Below are 18,499 nucleotides of genomic sequence, written 5' to 3' on the forward strand. Positions count from 1 at the left end.
AAAAGGAGCGTGCTATGACAGAAACACTATTAGAAGCTAAATCAATCAGCAAAAAATATGAGGATGAGTATGTCCTGAAGGATATGGATCTAAAAATTGATCAGGGACAGTTTGTAGCAATCTTGGGTCACAGTGGCTCAGGAAAGTCAACAATGCTGAATATCCTATCTTCTCTACTGAAACCAAGTTCTGGACAGATCTTTTACAAAGGCAAGGAAATAGGTCAGCTGAGTAAATCAGCAGTGGCTAAGTTTAGGAGAGAAGACATTGGTTTGGTCTTTCAGCACTATATGCTAATTCCTAATCTAACAGTTGAGGAGAATATTCAGCTGGGCAGCAAGTATGCCGCAGAAGCAGCGGACCTCGAAGAATTGGCTTCGCTATTGGGAATTGAGAAGCTTTTGAACAAATACCCTCATCAGCTGTCGGGTGGTGAGCAGCAGAGAGTCTGCATTGCCAGAGCCGTGATCAAGAAACCGGCTGTTTTATTCTGTGACGAAGCGACAGGCGCTCTGGACAGCGAAAATAGTAAGAACATTATTGTTTTATTGCATGCTATCAAGCAAACCTACGGAACCAGTATCCTTTTTACGACACATAATCGAGAAATTGCCAGAACAGCTGACCGAATACTGCTCTTAGAAGATGGTCGTATTGTTAGGGACGACATGAATATGGAGAAGTTGTCGCCGGATCAAATGAGTTGGGAGATTTAATATGGATTTGCTGTTTAAATATCTATCCAAAGACTTTTTTGCTAAGAAGACCATAGTGTCTATTCTATCTCTGATTATAATCTTCACTTCCTTTATGTTCTTCTTCGTTCATTTTGCGATTGATGCCAATATACTTCGTTTAGGTGGAGAGCAATTATCAGGCAATGAGGCTAATTATTTCACAGCTTTGAAAAGTAATCAACTCTTAATCAGAAACATTACTGTCGCCATGGTAGCCATTTTCTCCCTCATTTTATCCTTATTCATCAGAGGGATGCTCCAAAGAAATCGAGTGCAGCTAGCCCAGCTGATGTCCCTTGGCTTTTCTTTCTCCAGTGTGCTAGCAAGCTATGCGCTATTAATCAGCGGTTTATCCTTGCTCAGTTCCTTGCTTGGCTTAGTCTTGGGCTTCTGGGGCTCTGATATTCTCCTTTCTGCTAATAGCCAGACCTATCTCGTTCAAGGGTTGAGTAAAGGACTTTCTCTGCAGTCGGTTATGACGGGAACCCTGTTTCTAAGTCTTTTCCTAGGAGCTCTTACTTATCTGGCGGGACTGACAGTGAGAAAGACAGATTTGGCTCTAATGATGAAACAGACTGACGGAAAAAGCATCCGTCCCGGTTTGATAGAGAAGATGATTCAAAAGCTGCCGATGAAGCATAAATTCAAATTTAAGCTAACTCTAAATCATTTTAGCACCTTAGGGCTCTTGCTGATTGCTATCGTTACATTTAGCATCATGTTTGTCTTAAGCTTGTCTCTTACTTTTAGCTCCTCTAAAATCCTTGAATCTCAGAAGGAAGGCCGGCACTATTCTTATGAGGTCAGCTATGATAACTACCAAAAGGAGGAGACTAAGTCAGCTTCAGATTCTGTAACCTATCTGAGATACGATGTTGATCTAATGATAAAAGGCGAAACTATAGCCTATCAGGCCCTTTCGCTTACAAGCCAAAATGACTTGTTTCAGCTGATTGGCAGTAAGGGAGAAATGCTAGATCCCACTCAGGGGGTCTATGTAAACCCTGAGTTGCGAGAGAATTATGGTCTTAAAGTTGGGGATACTCTAGAGTTAAGAGTAAAGGGAAAGCAACATCAGATAAAGATAGCTGGATTTGCGGAGAATGCTGATTTAAAGACAATATATATTCCCAAAGACCAAGCATCCGCTATGGTAAATGAAGCTGACGATCGTTTTAATGGCAGATTTACCAATAAGCCTCAAGAAAAAGGTGAAGGAAAAGTTCGCTCCCTAGAGGAAAAATTATCAACGATTCAAAGAAGTCAGACTTCTAACAAAGCAAGTGCTATTATTAACCAAAGTATTGGTGTCATAACGGGATGTTTATTGATTTATTTAGCCGTGTTTATCGGCTTGAATGGTAATATGAAGAATCTATTAATGTTCGATTTGCTAGGATATGAGGAGAGAGAGGTTTATCGTATCCTGCTTAACCCCTACATTGTGATCAGCAATCTGCTTTTCTTGCTCACTCTGCCTGTGGCCATCTATGCTGCAAGGAATATCCAGATTATGACTTCTCTTCAGACAGGGGACTATATGCCATTCCAGCTCAACTGGATTACTTTCGTTTATATGTTTGTTATCTTGAATGCCTTATGTTTTATCATTAGATTTTTATTTATTCGAAAAGTTAAAAAAATCAGGGATGATAATCGGCAGGCAGAATTCTTATCAGAATGGTGAGAAACAGCATAAAGATTTTTAAGATAAGAAGTCGGAAATCTTGAAAGGAATTCGACGCGATTTAGCGGAGTGCATGCCTGATGTAGAATTCGAAACACATGTCATTAGTATTAGTGAAAATGGATGCAAACCGAATGAAAACATTTGACAATTTTTTAGGTTTGCGATATCATACTGTTCGGGCACCTCTTTTAGAGGTCAGAGCTTCCTGTGTTCAGGGAGCTATTTTTCTTTTTCAGACAGATTATGGAAAATCCTCCTCTAGATAAGTTACCAGCAACTGTGATGCTTGCTGGAACAAATTGTTTTATGAAAAGGAGCACGTATGTCAATTAAATATATTTTTGTCACCGGCGGTGTAGTTTCTTCTATCGGGAAAGGGATTGTGGCAGCTAGTCTGGGTCGGCTTTTAAAGAATCGCGGTCTCAAGGTTACGATTCAGAAATTTGACCCCTATATCAATATTGATCCTGGGACCATGAGCCCTTACCAGCATGGGGAAGTCTTTGTCACAGATGATGGAGCCGAGACGGATCTGGATTTGGGACATTATGAGCGTTTTATTGACATCAATCTCAATAAATACTCCAATGTCACCACTGGTAAAATCTATAGCGAAGTCCTACGCAAGGAGCGTAAAGGCGAGTATCTAGGAGCGACGGTCCAAGTCATTCCGCATATCACAGATGCTCTCAAGGACAAGATCAAGCGGGCAGCACGGACGACGGACTCGGATGTGATTATCACAGAGGTCGGTGGTACAGTGGGGGATATCGAGTCTCTTCCTTTCTTAGAAGCTTTGCGCCAGATGAAGGCTGACGTCGGTGCAGACAATGTCATGTATATCCATACGACCCTCCTGCCTTATCTCAAGGCAGCTGGAGAAATGAAGACCAAACCGACTCAACATTCTGTCAAAGAGCTGCGCGGTCTGGGGATTCAGCCTAATATGCTGGTCATCCGCACAGAGAAGCCAGCTGGACAAAATATCAAAAACAAACTGGCTCAATTCTGTGATGTGGCGCCGGAGGCGGTCATTGAGTCGCTAGATGTGGAGCATCTTTACCAAATTCCTCTTAATTTGCAGGCGCAAAAGATGGACCAAATCGTCTGTGACCATCTGAAGCTGGATGTGCCGGCAGCAGATATGACAGAGTGGTCAGCCATGGTAGAGAAAGTGATGAGTCTGGAAAAGCAGGTACGTATTGCTCTGGTCGGCAAGTATGTCGAGTTGCCAGATGCCTATATTTCAGTTGTTGAAGCGCTCAAGCATGCCGGCTATGCCAATGATGCGGAAGTTAAGATTGACTGGATTGATGCGAATCAGGTAACGGCCGAAAACGCCGCAGAGCTTCTTGGAAGTGCGGATGGAATTATCGTTCCGGGTGGCTTTGGTCAGAGGGGAACTGAGGGTAAGATTCAGGCAATCCGCTATGCGCGTGAGCAGGATGTGCCTATGTTGGGCGTTTGCTTGGGCATGCAGCTAACCTGTGTCGAATTTGCCCGTCACGTCCTAGGACTGGCAGATGCCAACTCAGCGGAGCTCAATCCAGACACACCGTATCCAATCATTGATCTCATGCGTGATCAGATTGATGTTGAAGACTTGGGAGGAACGCTGAGACTGGGGCTCTATCCTTCTAAGCTTAAGCCTGGCTCTAAGACAGCAGCAGCTTATGACCATCAAGAAGTCGTGCAGCGCCGTCACCGTCATCGTTATGAGTTTAACAATGCTTTCCGCGAGCAGTTTGAGGCAGCTGGATTTGTATTTTCTGGAGTCTCACCAGACAATCGCTTGGTCGAAATAGTGGAAATCCCAGAAAATAAATTCTTCGTTGCTTGTCAGTATCACCCAGAGCTTTCCAGCCGACCGAACCGACCTGAAGGTCTTTATACAGCCTTTGTCACAGCAGCGGTAGAAAAGAGCCAGGAGAAATAGACTAGTTTTGTCTGACCTAAGCGACTTTTCTAGAGAAATGTTATAATGAAAAACAAAAGGAGGAAAGAAGATGTTTCTAAACATTTTAGCTAATATTCGTACTAATAATTTCCAAGATGAGCATTGTGTAGAAAAAATCCAAGCTCTCTGGAAGGAACAAGAGGGAGCTGTGAAAGAAGCTTTTGCCCAAGGGGAGCCGGTCTATGCTGTCTATCATGACTATGCCAGTGATTACAAAGGAGACTATAGTCTCTCTATCTGCCGTTTGACAGATGGGGAAGTCTATGATTTTGATACCTCTGAGCAGACCTATCAAGTGTTTGAAGCGGATAAGGAGGATCCGCAAGCGATTCTTCATGCTTGGCAGAGGATTTGGCAGGCAGAAGAAACAGGTGAGCTTAATCGAGATTACACTTTCGACTTTGAAAAATACGATCCCGACCAAACGGTGGCTGTCTTTATTGCGACTCAGCAGCACTGAGTTTTCCGTGTTCCTTCCTTGGCTTCATTTTCGCTTAGATTTCCCAATTTTACTGATTGAGTAGAAAGTTGATTTTTTGAAATAAACTAAAAAATTTTCTTGACAAGCCTTAGCTGTCCTGTTATACTAGTAAGGTACTCAATCGCGGGGATGGCGGAATTGGCAGACGCGCAGGACTAAGGATCCTGTGACCGCTTTAGGTCGTGAGGGTTCAAGTCCCTCTCTCCGCATCAAGTAAGCTGACTTCGGTCAGCTTTTTCTTTTTGCGATAGAGACGCTTAAAAAGGCTGAGTGTCTCCCTGTAATTCTTTAAAATTTCAGGAAAAACTAGCAATTTTAGTGAAAAAGTGATAAAATAAACAATGTAAGTGGTTTAACCACAAAAAATAAGAGGAGGCCTGATAAGAATGGCAATCGTTTCAGCAGAAAAATTTGTCCAAGCAGCTCGTGACAATGGTTACGCAGTTGGTGGATTCAACACAAACAACCTTGAGTGGACTCAAGCTATCCTGCGTGCGGCAGAAGCAAAGAAAGCACCAGTGCTTATCCAAACTTCAATGGGTGCTGCTAAATACATGGGTGGCTACAAAGTTGCTCGTAACTTGATCGCTAACCTTGTAGAATCAATGGGCATCACTGTACCAGTTGCGATTCACTTGGACCATGGTCACTACGAAGATGCACTTGAGTGTATCGAAGTTGGTTACACTTCTATCATGTTTGATGGTTCACACCTTCCAGTAGAAGAAAACCTTAAATTGGCTAAAGATGTTGTTGAAAAAGCACACGCTAAAGGTATCTCAGTAGAAGCTGAAGTTGGTACTATCGGTGGTGAAGAAGACGGTATCATCGGTAAAGGTGAATTGGCTCCAATCGAAGACGCTAAAGCAATGGTTGAAACTGGAATCGACTTCTTGGCAGCAGGTATCGGTAACATCCACGGCCCATACCCAGCAAACTGGGAAGGTCTTGACCTTGACCACTTGAAGAAATTGACAGAAGCTCTTCCAGGCTTCCCAATCGTATTGCACGGTGGTTCAGGTATTCCTGATGACCAAATCCAAGCAGCTATCAAACTTGGTGTTGCGAAAGTTAACGTTAACACTGAATGCCAAATCGCATTCGCTAACGCAACTCGTGCATTCGCTCGCGATTACGAAGCAAACGAAGCAGAATACGACAAGAAGAAACTCTTCGACCCACGTAAATTCTTGGCTGACGGTGTAAAAGCTATCCAAGCATCAGTTGAAGAACGTATCGACGTATTCGGTTCAGAAGGTAAAGCATAATCTAGCTGAAGACTACAAAACAGAAACCTGCCCGTAAGGGTAGGTTTTTTAGTGTGTGATAAAATATGATAATTATTTTTGAATTTCCTATGTTCGTTTGGAAGTAAAAGTGGTAGTATAGTGAGGAGATAAGATTCTATTTTCCTGAGTTAAGTAGGGAAATGATCTGTAACATGAATTGAATAATAGGATATTGAGAAACGTATGGCAATGATAGAAGTAGAGCATCTTCAGAAAAATTTTGTGAAGACAGTTAAGGAACCAGGATTGAAGGGGGCTTTGCGCTCCTTTATTCATCCTGAAAAGCAGACCTTTGAAGCGGTCAAGGATTTAACCTTTGAGGTTCCCAAGGGGCAGATTTTAGGTTTCATCGGGGCCAATGGTGCTGGGAAGTCAACAACCATTAAAATGCTGACAGGGATTTTGAAGCCGACATCTGGTTTTTGTCGAATTAACGGCAAGATTCCGCAGGACAATCGCCAAGACTATGTCAAGGATATTGGAGTAGTCTTTGGGCAACGCACCCAGCTGTGGTGGGATTTGGCTCTGCAAGAGACTTACACGGTCTTGAAAGAGATTTACGATGTGCCAGACGCGCTCTTTCATAAGCGGATGGACTTTTTGAATGAAGTCTTGGATTTGAAGGACTTTATCAAAGACCCTGTGCGGACTCTGTCGCTTGGTCAACGGATGCGGGCGGACATTGCGGCTTCCTTGCTCCACAATCCCAAGGTTCTCTTTTTAGATGAGCCGACCATTGGTTTGGATGTTTCGGTCAAGGATAACATTCGCCGGGCCATTACCCAAATCAATCAGGAGGAAGAAACAACCATTTTCTTGACCACTCACGACCTGAGTGATATTGAGCAACTTTGTGATCGGATTTTTATGATTGACAAGGGGCAGGAGATTTTTGATGGAACGGTCAGCCAGCTCAAGGAAACCTTTGGCAAGATGAAGACTCTTTCCTTTGAACTAGTGCCAGGGCAAAGTCATCTTGTCTCTCACTATGCAGGATTACCTGATATGACTATTGATAGACAAGGGAATAGCCTCAACATTCAATACGATAGTTCCCGCTACCAGTCAGCTGATATTATTAAGCAAACCCTGTCTGATTTTGAGATCCGTGATTTGAAGATGGTGGATACGGATATTGAGGATATTATCCGTCGCTTCTACCGAAAGGAGCTCTAAGATGGTCAAATTGTGGAGACGTTATAAACCCTTTATCAATGCAGGGATTCAGGAGTTGATTACCTATCGAGTCAACTTTATTCTCTATCGGCTTGGCGATGTCATGGGAGCTTTTGTGGCCTTTTATCTCTGGAAGGCAGTCTTCGATTCGTCGCAGGAGTCTTTGATTCAAAGCTTCAGTATGGCAGATATCACCCTCTACATCATCATGAGTTTTGTGACCAATCTCTTGACCAGGTCGGATTCTTCTTTTATGATTGGAGAAGAGGTCAAGGACGGATCGATTATCATGCGCTTGTTGAGACCAGTGCACTTTGCGGCCTCTTATCTCTTCACCGAGATTGGTTCCAAGTGGTTGATTTTTATCTCTGTCGGCCTCCCATTTTTAAGTGTCATTGTCTTGATGAAAATCTTATCTGGGCAAGTTGTTTTAGAAGTTTTAGGACTAACCTTGATTTATCTTTTTAGCTTAACGCTAGCCTATCTGATCAATTTTTTCTTTAATATCTGCTTTGGCTTTTCAGCTTTTGTGTTTAAAAATCTATGGGGCTCTAATCTGCTCAAGAATTCTCTGATTGCCTTTATGTCGGGGAGTTTGATTCCCTTGGCTTTCTTTCCTAGGATTGTTTCAAATATTCTGTCCTTTTTGCCTTTTTCATCCTTGATTTACACTCCAGTTATGATTATCGTTGGGAAATACGATACCAGTCAGATTCTTCAGGCTCTTTCCTTGCAGTTGTTTTGGCTTTTAGTGATGGTTGGCTTGTCTCAGTTGATTTGGAAAAGAGTCCAGTCATTTATCACCATTCAAGGAGGTTAGTATGAAAAAATATCAGCGCATGCATCTGATTTTTATCAGACAATACATCAAGCAAATCATGGAATACAAGGTTGATTTTGTGGTTGGTGTTTTAGGTGTCTTCCTGACCCAAGGCTTGAACCTCTTGTTTCTCAACGTGCTCTTTCAACACATCCCTTCACTAGAAGGTTGGACCTTTCAAGAGATTGCCTTTATCTATGGATTTTCCTTGATTCCCAAGGGACTGGACCATCTCTTTTTTGACAATCTTTGGGCCCTGGGGCAACGCTTGGTGCGAAAGGGAGAGTTTGATAAATACCTGACTCGTCCTATCAACCCTCTCTTTCACATCTTAGTTGAGACCTTTCAGATTGATGCCTTGGGCGAACTTTTGGTTGGTGGAATTTTACTAGCGACAACAGTGACTAGCATTGCTTGGACTCTTCCCAAATTCCTGATTTTTCTAATCTGTATTCCTTTTACGACCTTGATTTATACTTCTTTGAAAATCGCGACAGCCAGTATCGCTTTTTGGACCAAGCAGTCAGGCGCCTTGATTTACATTTTCTATATGTTCAATGATTTTGCTAAGTATCCGATTTCGATTTACCATTCGCTTATCCGTTGGTTGATTAGTTTTATTGTGCCTTTCGCCTTTACGGCCTACTATCCAGCTAGCTATTTCTTGCAGGAAAAGAATGGCCTCTTTAATATCGGTGGTTTAATTCTAATTTCTCTTGTCTTCTTTGTCATTTCCTTGAAACTATGGGACAGGGGCTTAGATGCCTACGAGAGTGCGGGTTCGTAAGGGGAAGACTATCAAAGCCTTGTCTCAGGACGGGCTTTTTTATCGTGACGAAAATTTCTTGACATCTATTCTCAGAGTGCTATACTGAAAGGGTAATCGCCGATTTAGCTCAGTTGGTAGAGCAACGCACTCGTAACGCGTAGGTCACAGGTTCGAACCCTGCAATCGGCATACATAGGTCTTAGAAATCTTGTAAAAGCAAGATTTCTTTTTTTACTGGACAAGGTGTCAATTATAAAAGTTCGAATGCAAAGAGGTTAAAATATCTTTACATGGTGGAAAAATCAAGAAAATCAAAGAGAAATATGATACAGTGAATTAGTATAAAAAGAAAGGAGCAGGTGTTTATGAAAAAACGATTGCTATTTTTTTTAATTTTACTAATTTCCATATTTATTGGTATAGGACAAGTTCGTGCTGATAGCAGTGACTCTGATAGTTTTTCAGATTCTAGTAGTTTCAGTTCGTCTAATGATTCAGATTCTGAAGATGATAATTCCTCTGATTTAGGCAGCGGTCTGTCTGCTGATGCAGACGATTTAGGTCACTTCTCTTCGGATTCTGACGATGACACATCTGACAATGATGCCTCCTCTGATTTGGGCAGTGGCTTATCTGCTGATGCAGATGATTTAGGTCACTTCTCTTCGGATTCTGACGATGACACATCTGACGATGCTTCTTCCTCTGATTTGGGCAGCGGCCTGTCTGCTGATGCAGACGATTTAGGTCACTTCTCTTCGGATTCTGATGACGACTCATCTGACGATGCTTCTTCCTCTGACTTGGGCAGCGGTTTGACTGTTAATCCGGATAGTTTAGGTGACTTCGCTTCAGATATTCCAACTATTGATTCTTTGGATGCGTCAGCAAATGATGGTGATAATTTGACTAATCTGGGGAATGTTTCTACCCCAGTTTCTACAGAATCAACCAATCCAACAACGAGCACAGATGAGATAATGGGGGGCACACCAGATGCAGCAGTAGCGACCGCTCCTCCCACACCCCTTACGGATGCAACTAATTCTGTCACTACTACAGATGAAACGACGGCTTCCTCGACTCCTATAGATTCAGCTAATCAAACAACTGAGTCAGTAGACTCGGCAAGCTCTGATAAGCCTAATTTGGCAGACTCGGCAGCTGAATCAAGCACTGCGGCTTCCGCAGGCAATGGTTTGACAGCTAATCCGGACAGCTTAGGCGGTTTCGTTTCGGATAAACCAGCCGATAGAACTGGATCCGAATCTTCTACCGACCTGGGCAGTGGCTTGACTGCAGATGCAGATAGTCTAGGTAGTTTTATCTCAGAATCAGATTCTACAACTGAGCCAGTAGGCTCGGCAGGCTCTGACAAGCCTAATTTGACAGATTCGGCAACTGAATCAAGCACTGCGGCTTCCGCAGGCAATGGTTTGACAGCTAATTCCGATAACTTAGGCAGTTTCGTTTCGGATAAACCAGCCGATAGAACTGGATCCGAATCTTCTGCTGACCTGGGCAGTGGTTTGGCTGCAGATGCAGATAGTCTAGGTAGTTTTATCTCAGAATCAGATTCTACAACTGAGTCAGTAGGCTCAGCAAGCTCTGACAAGCCTAATTTGGCAGATTCGGCAACTGAATCAAGCACTGCGGCTTCCGCAGGCAATGGTTTGACAGCTAATCCAGACAGCTTAGGCAGTTTCGTTTCGGATAAACCAGCCGATATAACTGGATCCGAATCTTCTGTTGACCTTGGTAGCGGTTTGGCAGTTGATTCAAATGAAACTTTCAATGTTTTGGGAAACGATGCTTGGGGTAATTACTCTCCCTTGGAGGCTGATTACACTGTCTCTGCAACAAATACAACAAATGCAGAAGAAAGAAGGAACCCTAATATGTGGGGGACAGAAACTGGCAAGCCTTTTTCTACTCCAACGACTCTTTTGGGTATTGTTGGAGAAGAAGTTTATGATGTATTTGATGGCACATTTGGAAAATTGGCTGGAGTGACGTTTACTGAGTTGGGAACATACGTGACTCCTGATCCTCAGCCAGTGCCTGAAGAAGTTCTAACCCCTATCGGATCTTTAAATTATAATATAGCACAAGGAACTTCTCCGGTTCTTGGAACAGGGGTGATTAGAACAAGCGAAACGGGTGCACGATACATCGGTATAATTGCTGATAATTTAACTCATAATGTAGCAAATAATGTCTACATTGGACTTACTGGAGAGACTTTATCAGGAACTGATGCTGTTCCTGATAGTTCTCCTCTGCCTGAATCTGTTGGTCGAATTGCTATTATTGCAAATAATATTGTTGGATCTAAAACAGATGTAGAGCCTTTAGATGTTGTTATCGGTACGACAGGTTATAATCCCATTACTGGAGAAAAAGAAGATCGCATTCCCTCGCTATTTGGAATAATTCAAGGAATGAGAGGGGGACAAAAGGAGGGCTCCGAAGGAGCTAGTAATAGTCAGGAAAAATAATCTTCTTTGACATCTTATCGAAAGACTAGGTTTCTATACTAAGATTTCAAAGCTGAACCAATAATTATTGAAAGGATTGAATTCTATATTGAACAGGATTCGGTCCTTTTAATTCGTTTTTTGTAGAAAACTCTATAATCTACAGTAGCTTTTTCTAGTTCATCAAGCGAAAGATAATTTTTTTATATCCTACTTAAGAAGAAGTTAGAAGCATTAAGCTTATTTTTAGACAGTTGGAGTGATACACGCTTAGGTTTTTTATGGTTCGAAACCCAATATGTATCTTTACCAGGAATTTTTAGGTACTGCTTGATATTATTTTTATCACAAATTTAAGAGCAGCACTATATAATACAAATTTGGGTTAATAAGAAAATTCCCTGCAGGGGGTATAAATAGGTCTTAGAAATCTTGTAAAAGCAAGGTTTCTTTTTTACTGGACAAAGTGTCAATTATATATGACATAATATTTCAAGGTCTTTAAAATATTTTTACATGGCAAAAAAATCAGCAACCTATAATAAAATTATGGTATATTAGAATAGTAAAAAAAGAAAGGAGGAGCATTTGTGAAGAAAAGACCAATGCTTTTGATTTTGTTGAGCGCTGTGTTTGTCCACGTTGGGCAGGTCCAGGCTTATGATGGTGGTTCAGGTTCCTCAGATTCTGGCGGTTTTGGCTCCAGTACTTCGGATTCCGGCGGATTCGGTTCAGATTCTTCGGATTCCGGCGGATTCGGTTCAGATTCTTCGGACTCCGGTGGTTTCGGTTCAGATTTTTCGGACTCTGGAAGCTTTGGTTCCAGTACTTCGGATTCCGGCAGTTTCGGTTCAAGTTCTTCAGACTCTGGAAGCTTTGGTTCCAGTACTTCGGATTCCGGTGGTTTCGGTTCCAGTACTTCGGATTCTGGTAGTTTTGGTTCCAGCTCCTCAGATTCCGACGGTTTCGGTTCAAGTTCTTCAGACTCTGGAAGCTTTGGTTCAGGTTCTTCAGATTCCGACAGTTTCGGTTCCAGTACCTCGGACTCCGGTAGCTTTGGTTCAGGTTCTTCGGATTCCGACAGTTTCGGTTCCAGTATCTCGGACTCCGGTGGTTTCGGTTCAGGTTCTTCAGACTCCGGTAGTTATGGCTCCTCCACTTCAAATAGTGATAGTCTAGGTTTCTCAGATTCTGGAAGTTTTAGCTCTTCAGATTCTACCAGCTTCGGTGGCTATTCTACTTCAGATAATAATAGTCTTGGAAACTCTACTTCGAATAGTAGCTTTGGATCGTCAGATAGTTCTGAGAATTGGTCAAGTATTGGCGACAGCGACTTGTCAAATGGATCTGGAAGCTGGTCCAGTATTGGGGATACTAGTTCGTCTAAGGATAACAGCGACTTTTCTAGCTTTGGTGAAGCTATTTCATCGGGCAACAATTATAGTTCTGGAAGTTGGTCTAGTATTTCTGACGGCAATACAAGTTCTGCAGATTTGAGCGCAGGAAATTGGACGAGCACCAACGACTCAGCCGCTAAGAAATCTTCCGAGATTTCCGACTCTTTTAGTGATTTTGATACAGGTAATTGGTCTCGAACATCTGATACCTTGGCTGATAATGCTTCGTCAACCAGCAAGACAGTGAGTGACTTTACTTCAGGCGATTGGTCTAGAGTATCTGATTCATCAAGCGATAAATTTTCAACAAGCGGCTTAGGTCTGAACGACTTTACAGCAGGAGACTGGTCGCATGTATCAGATTTTACCGACAATAAAACTTCAACAAGTGCTGCTTATAGTGATTTGGAGGCAGATAATTGGTCTAGAATCAATGATTCTTTCAACAATTCGGCTTCGTCATCTACCACGGCAACAGATGATTTTACAACAGGAGACTGGACTCGTGTAACCGATGCGTTTGGAAGCCAGGTTTCTAACAAAAGTAAGTCTCTAAGTGATTTGACACTTGGTGATTGGGCCAGTGTTCAGGATGCTGCGTCAAGAACAGCAAGTCTCTCTCCATTGGAGGGTGAATATACTCTTTCTGCAACAAAACCTACAGAGGACTTTGTTAGCACGTCACCAGTAAATCAATGGTCTGGCTTTAATCCAGTCGAGGGTGATTGGAAGCAGATTGATATCTCTGAGAAATCAAAAACTGTTAATACCCCAACGATGTCAGAGGCGTTGGCTGATTGGGCAGGCTTCAAGCAGACAACCACGAGTAATGAAGGACTCCCAGGCTTTGCTTTAGACTATGCATCCTCTCTGACAGCAACAGGAAAAAATCAATTGCCGGGTTCATTTTTAGACGGAGATTGGCAACGGATTAGCGAAAGTAAGCCCGCTTCAAACCTTTTTAACAATCCTTTGGCTACAGAGGACGCACTCACTAACCAAACTCTTCCAACGACGGTTGACTTAGACTTATCTCAAACTTTTAGTCGAACACCAGAAGACTACTATCAAGCAGGTGCGATGTTTGCAGGGCCGGTAGTGCATACTCCCATAGGAGATATCCCTCAGCAAACGTTTGGATATTCTGATGTCCAGAAGGCTTTGGAAGCTGCTAGGCATGCTCCTGCCACTAGTAATACGGTTTCTGCTGCCAAGGCCAAAAATGAAGAAAAAACTAAGAATCCTAATATGTGGGGGACAGATACTGGGAAACCTTTTTCTAAACCAACGACTTTTTTAGGTAAGGTTGGAGAAGGGGTTTATGATGAGATTGATGGCTTGGCAGGAAAAGTGTTAGGGGTGTCGCTTACTGAAATGGGGACATATACCTCTCCAAATCCCCAGCCAATTCCTGACTCAGTTTTAACACCAACTGGATCTTTAAATTATAATACAATGATAGGAACCCCGCCAGTTATTGGAACAGGAGTAATCAAAACAAGCGAAACAGGTGCGCGATATGGACTTAAAGTTGTTGACAGTTTATTTACATCTAATATAATAGACAGTGCTCACATTGGAGTTACTGGAAAGACATTAACAGGAAAAGATGCTGTTCCAGATAGTTCTCCTCTGCCTGAAGTAGTTGGTCGAATTGCTATTATTGGAAATAATGCTGTTGGAGCCAAAAAAGGTGTAGAACCTCTAGATGTTATTGTTGGTATGACAGGCTACAATCCGATTACTGGAAAAGCAGAGGATCGAGTTCCCTCGCTGTTTGGAATATTCAAAGGAGTAAAGGGAAGTCAAAAGGGAGCCTCTGAAGGACATAGTAATAGTTACAAAAAATAATCTCTCCCATCATGTCAAAAAACCGGGCCTCGTCCCGGTTTTTCTGATGTTTGATTCTTGTCAATCGTAGCGGCTAACCACTTACCGGTCAAAATTGACCACTTACTGAAAAAGCCTTGTTTCTCATTTTGAAACTGATATAATAAACGTAGAAAGTAAAGGAGGTAGCAATGAAAATTCGAGTAGAACTGGATTCGGATTTAGCGGAAGTAGAGATTGTCATCAGGGCTGCTCGATTTGATGCTCAGCTCGAGCAAATTCAGCAAGCTCTGGAGCAAGCAACGGCACCGCCCATTATTTTTTATAAGGGAGCTAGCGAATATTTTCTGGATATTGACAATATTCTCTTTTTCGAGACTGACGGTAGCAAGATTTTTGCTCATACGCGTGAGGATGCTTATGAAGTCAAGCACAAGCTCTATGAGTTGGAAGACCGCCTGCCCTATTATTTTTGTCGCATATCCAAATCCAGCATTATCAATAGTAAGGCGATTTACTCGCTGGAAAAATCCTTTTCGGGCAGTAGCAGCGTCCGTTTCTACGATACCCATAAGGAAGTGTATGTGTCTAGGCACTATTATCAAATTTTAAAAGAAAAGTTAAACGAAACGAGGTAACATCATGAGAAAAACAATATTAGGACTGGCTTGCTTACTTCTAGCAGCTTGGGTACTTTTGCAGGGGAATTTCGGGATTCCCGTTATTCACATCAATGTTTGGCCTTTGTTGGTCATTATGGGCTTTGTCTATTTTTCAGCGGAGAGCTTCTATTCTGGCAACATTCCGCTAGGTTTTATCTTTGCCATTATCGCTTTTATCATTGCTAATAGCACTTACGACCTCTTGCCCAATATCTCAGCAAGCGCAGTTAGTTTTGCTGGTATTCTAGCCTGTATCGGTGTCAATTTCTTGGTCAAACCTAGCAAAAAATGGAAATTAAGGCATTTTTCTAAACATTTTTCTGGCGAAGAAATTGGTGGCGAAGGCATTGTCTTTGGCTCAGGCACCCGTTATGTCAATAAGGACAATTTTAGCTATGATGAGCTGACTTGCTCTTTTGGTAGTGCCAAGGTTTACTTTGACAACGCTAAGATAGCTGGGGATTCAGCGACTTTTAAAGTGGAAGTTGCTTTTGGTAATGCCACTCTCTTTGTTCCAAGCTCTTGGCAGGTTGTCAGCAAGGTTGCTTGTGCTTTTGGCGGTGTTTCTCAAGTTCGCGATACCAGTGAAAAAGAAAAAACGCTCTATTTAGAAGGCAGCGTGGCTTTCGGTCATTTGAAAGTGATTTATATCTAATTATTTCTTGTTTTAAAAAGGTGATTATTTGCAAAACTTGGGAACTAGCTCTTGCCAAACTCGGTAAAGTATGGTAGACTTTATAAGTATGTGGTAAAACACCTTAAACTAATCAGGAGGATAAGTATCAATGGCTAAAGTATGTTACTTTACTGGTCGTAAGACTGTATCAGGAAACAACCGCTCTCACGCGATGAACCAAACAAAACGCGCTGTTAAACCAAATCTTCAAAAAGTTACTGTTTTGATTGACGGTAAACCTAAAAAAGTTTGGGCTTCAGCTCGTGCCCTTAAATCAGGTAAAGTTGAACGCGTTTAATTTTTATTTAAAAGGATGGAAATTTTCCGTCCTTTTTTGCTTGTAAATTTCCGCCTAGACAGTTGATTTAGACCCTTCCTCTTTTACACCCTGTATAAAATATGGTAGAATAAACTATAAAATACTTTTGAGGTACAAATTATGACTGTGAAAATTAATACAAAAGATGGTCAAATTGAGCTGACTGATGATGTGATTGCGACAATCGTCGGCGGTGCAGCGACTGAAATTTTTGGTGTAGTTGGCATGGCCAGCAAAAATGCAATCAAGGATAATTTTCAAGCCCTTTTAGGAAAAGAAAACTATGCTAAGGGCGTGGTTGTGAAAGCGACTGATGAAGGTGATATCGCAGTTGATGTCTACACTGTGTTAAGCTATGGAGTCAAAATCAGCGAAGTTTCCAAAAACATCCAAGAGCGTGTTAAATTCAGTTTGGAAAACAAGCTCGGAATTACTGCCCATGCAGTGAATGTTTATATCCAAAATATTAAAGTCGTAGGAGAATAATCGTGGCAAATATTACTACTAGTTTATTTCAAGAAATGGTGCAGGCGGCATCTACTCGCTTAAATAAACAGGCTGAATATGTGAACTCTTTGAATGTCTTCCCGGTTCCAGATGGCGATACAGGGACCAACATGGGCATGACCATTGAAAATGGTGCTAAGGAAGTGTCAGATAAGTCTGCTTCAACAGTTGGCGAAGCGGCGGGTATCTTTGCGAAAGGCCTTTTGATGGGCGCGCGTGGTAACTCAGGAGTTATCACTTCCCAGCTTTTCCGCGGTTTTTCTCAAAGTGTGAAAGAGCATGAAGAGCTGACTGGTGAAGATCTAGCTCTGGCCTTTCAGTCTGGTGTAGAAGTGGCTTACAAGGCAGTTATGAAGCCGGTTGAGGGAACGATTTTGACTGTTTCCCGCGGTGCGGCTATCGGAGCCAAGAAGAAAGCTGAAGTCACTAATGATGCTGTAGAAGTTATGAAAGCAGCTCTTGAAGGAGCAAAGGCTGCTTTGGCTAAGACACCGGATATGCTGCCGGTTCTGAAAGAAGTCGGTGTTGTGGACTCTGGCGGTCAAGGGTTGGTCTTTATCTACGAAGGCTTCCTGTCTGCTCTTACAGGCGAATATATTGCTTCCGAGGACTTCGTGGCGACACCTGCGACCATGTCTGAGATGATTAATGCTGAGCATCATAAGTCTGTAGCTGGCCATGTGGCAACAGAAGACATCACTTACGGCTACTGTACAGAAATCATGGTGGCCCTTAAGACAGGGCCAACCTATGTAAAAGACTTTGATTATGATGAATTCCGCAACTACCTCAACGATTTAGGAGATTCCTTGTTGGTAGTAAACGATGATGAAATCGTCAAAGTCCATGTCCATACTGAAGATCCAGGACTGGTTATGCAGGAAGGTCTCAAGTATGGTAGTTTGGTCAAGGTCAAGGTTGACAATATGCGCAACCAGCACGAAGCACAGGTTGAAAAGGAAGAGCGCTCTGCTAAGCCGGCTCAAGAAAAAGAGTTTGCGATTATCGCTGTAGTGGCTGGTGATGGTCTGGCTGAAATCTTTAAGGCTCAGGGAGTTGACTACATCATCTCTGGCGGTCAAACTATGAACCCATCAACAGAAGACTTCATCAAGGCTGTAGAACAGGTCAACGCTCGTAATATTATTATCTTGCCAAACAATAAAAATATCTTTATGGCAGCCCAATCAGCAGCAGAAGTGATTGAACAGCCAGCAGCTGTTATTGAGACTCGCACAATCCCTCAAGGTTTGACCAGTCTCCTAGCTTTTGATGGCGGCAAGACTATCGAGGAAAACCAAGAGCGTATGACTGCAGCCTTGGCAGAAGTAGTCAGCGGCAGCGTGACGACTGCGGTTCGCGATACGACGATTGATGGCTTGGAAATTCATGAGAACGACAACCTCGGTATGGTGGATGGTAAGATTGTTGTTTCTAATCCAGATATGCTGGCAGCTTTGAAAGAAACGTTCAGCAAGATGCTCAATGAAGACAGCGAGATTGTCTCTATCTATATCGGTGAAGACGGCAGCGAAGAGTTGGCTAGCAGTCTTGCTCAAGATTTGATGGAACAATTCGAGGATGTCGAAGTAGAAATTCATCAGGGCAGTCAGCCGGTTTATCCATATATTTTTAGTGTTGAATAGCATAAAAAGGCAATCGAGAGGTTGCCTTTTGTCATTTTGTAGAAAATACTTAGACAAGAAACTGGT

Annotated in this window: 16 protein-coding genes and 2 tRNA genes; all 18 read left to right on the forward strand. The window is 42.4% G+C overall.

The genetic code is table 11. The annotated features are described in order from the left end of the window. Positions 1-14 precede the first annotated feature (14 nt). The 18 genes from K1I80_RS07150 (at position 15) to K1I80_RS07235 (ending at position 18,433) form a co-directional block, all read left to right on the forward strand. Positions 15-716 (forward strand): ABC transporter ATP-binding protein, encoded by a 702-nt coding sequence (locus tag K1I80_RS07150; RefSeq protein ID WP_223312188.1) that lies wholly within the window; start codon positions 15-17, stop codon positions 714-716. A 1-nt stretch (position 717) separates the two neighbouring features. After that, positions 718-2,424 carry an FtsX-like permease family protein gene (locus K1I80_RS07155; RefSeq protein WP_223313837.1) on the forward strand — a complete coding sequence of 569 codons (1,707 nt, stop codon included), beginning with the start codon at positions 718-720 and terminating at the stop codon, positions 2,422-2,424. A 325-nt stretch (positions 2,425-2,749) separates the two neighbouring features. After that, the gene (locus K1I80_RS07160; protein ID WP_223312190.1) at positions 2,750-4,363 is read left to right on the forward strand and encodes a CTP synthase; all 1,614 of its coding nucleotides are present in this window, start codon (positions 2,750-2,752) and stop codon (positions 4,361-4,363) included. A 70-nt stretch (positions 4,364-4,433) separates the two neighbouring features. Then, positions 4,434-4,844: a GyrI-like domain-containing protein gene (locus tag K1I80_RS07165; protein WP_223313838.1), complete on the forward strand. Its 411-nt coding sequence runs from the start codon at positions 4,434-4,436 to the stop codon at positions 4,842-4,844. 144 nt (positions 4,845-4,988) lie between these two features. Continuing rightward, a tRNA-Leu gene (locus K1I80_RS07170) sits at positions 4,989-5,074 on the forward strand. Positions 5,075-5,251: 177 nt separating this feature from the next. Then, on the forward strand, positions 5,252-6,133 hold the full coding sequence (locus K1I80_RS07175; protein WP_002905307.1) for a class II fructose-bisphosphate aldolase: 882 nt from the start codon (positions 5,252-5,254) through the stop codon (positions 6,131-6,133). A 204-nt stretch (positions 6,134-6,337) separates the two neighbouring features. Then, positions 6,338-7,330, forward strand: a complete 993-nt coding sequence (locus K1I80_RS07180) for an ABC transporter ATP-binding protein (protein ID WP_223313839.1) — start codon at positions 6,338-6,340, stop codon at positions 7,328-7,330. 1 nt (position 7,331) lies between these two features. After that, on the forward strand, positions 7,332-8,150 hold the full coding sequence (locus K1I80_RS07185) for an ABC transporter permease (RefSeq protein WP_223313840.1): 819 nt from the start codon (positions 7,332-7,334) through the stop codon (positions 8,148-8,150). A 1-nt stretch (position 8,151) separates the two neighbouring features. After that, positions 8,152-8,937, forward strand: a complete 786-nt coding sequence (locus K1I80_RS07190) for an ABC transporter permease (protein WP_223313841.1) — start codon at positions 8,152-8,154, stop codon at positions 8,935-8,937. A gap of 98 nt (positions 8,938-9,035) precedes the next feature. Beyond that, positions 9,036-9,108, forward strand: a tRNA-Thr gene (locus K1I80_RS07195). A gap of 176 nt (positions 9,109-9,284) precedes the next feature. Beyond that, positions 9,285-11,417: a hypothetical protein gene (locus K1I80_RS07200; RefSeq protein WP_223313842.1), complete on the forward strand. Its 2,133-nt coding sequence runs from the start codon at positions 9,285-9,287 to the stop codon at positions 11,415-11,417. 639 nt (positions 11,418-12,056) lie between these two features. Further along, on the forward strand, positions 12,057-12,575 hold the full coding sequence (locus K1I80_RS07205) for a hypothetical protein (protein ID WP_223313843.1): 519 nt from the start codon (positions 12,057-12,059) through the stop codon (positions 12,573-12,575). Between the two features lie 155 nt (positions 12,576-12,730). Beyond that, the gene (locus K1I80_RS07210; protein ID WP_223313844.1) at positions 12,731-14,644 is read left to right on the forward strand and encodes a hypothetical protein; all 1,914 of its coding nucleotides are present in this window, start codon (positions 12,731-12,733) and stop codon (positions 14,642-14,644) included. A 170-nt stretch (positions 14,645-14,814) separates the two neighbouring features. Then, complete coding sequence (locus tag K1I80_RS07215; RefSeq protein ID WP_002908049.1) at positions 14,815-15,261, forward strand: LytTR family DNA-binding domain-containing protein; 447 nt, start codon at positions 14,815-14,817, stop codon at positions 15,259-15,261. A 4-nt stretch (positions 15,262-15,265) separates the two neighbouring features. Then, positions 15,266-15,940, forward strand: coding sequence for a LiaF transmembrane domain-containing protein (locus K1I80_RS07220; RefSeq protein ID WP_002908050.1), 675 nt, complete (start codon positions 15,266-15,268; stop codon positions 15,938-15,940). A 130-nt stretch (positions 15,941-16,070) separates the two neighbouring features. After that, the gene (gene rpmB, locus K1I80_RS07225) at positions 16,071-16,259 is read left to right on the forward strand and encodes a 50S ribosomal protein L28 (protein ID WP_001140948.1); all 189 of its coding nucleotides are present in this window, start codon (positions 16,071-16,073) and stop codon (positions 16,257-16,259) included. A gap of 141 nt (positions 16,260-16,400) precedes the next feature. Continuing rightward, on the forward strand, positions 16,401-16,766 hold the full coding sequence (locus tag K1I80_RS07230) for an Asp23/Gls24 family envelope stress response protein (protein WP_002893676.1): 366 nt from the start codon (positions 16,401-16,403) through the stop codon (positions 16,764-16,766). A 2-nt stretch (positions 16,767-16,768) separates the two neighbouring features. Next, positions 16,769-18,433 carry a DAK2 domain-containing protein gene (locus K1I80_RS07235; protein WP_223313845.1) on the forward strand — a complete coding sequence of 555 codons (1,665 nt, stop codon included), beginning with the start codon at positions 16,769-16,771 and terminating at the stop codon, positions 18,431-18,433. The last annotated feature ends 66 nt before the right edge of the window (positions 18,434-18,499 follow it).

This window comes from Streptococcus sanguinis (assembly GCF_019929225.1).
Taxonomy (GTDB): Bacteria; Bacillota; Bacilli; order Lactobacillales; family Streptococcaceae; genus Streptococcus; species Streptococcus sanguinis_J.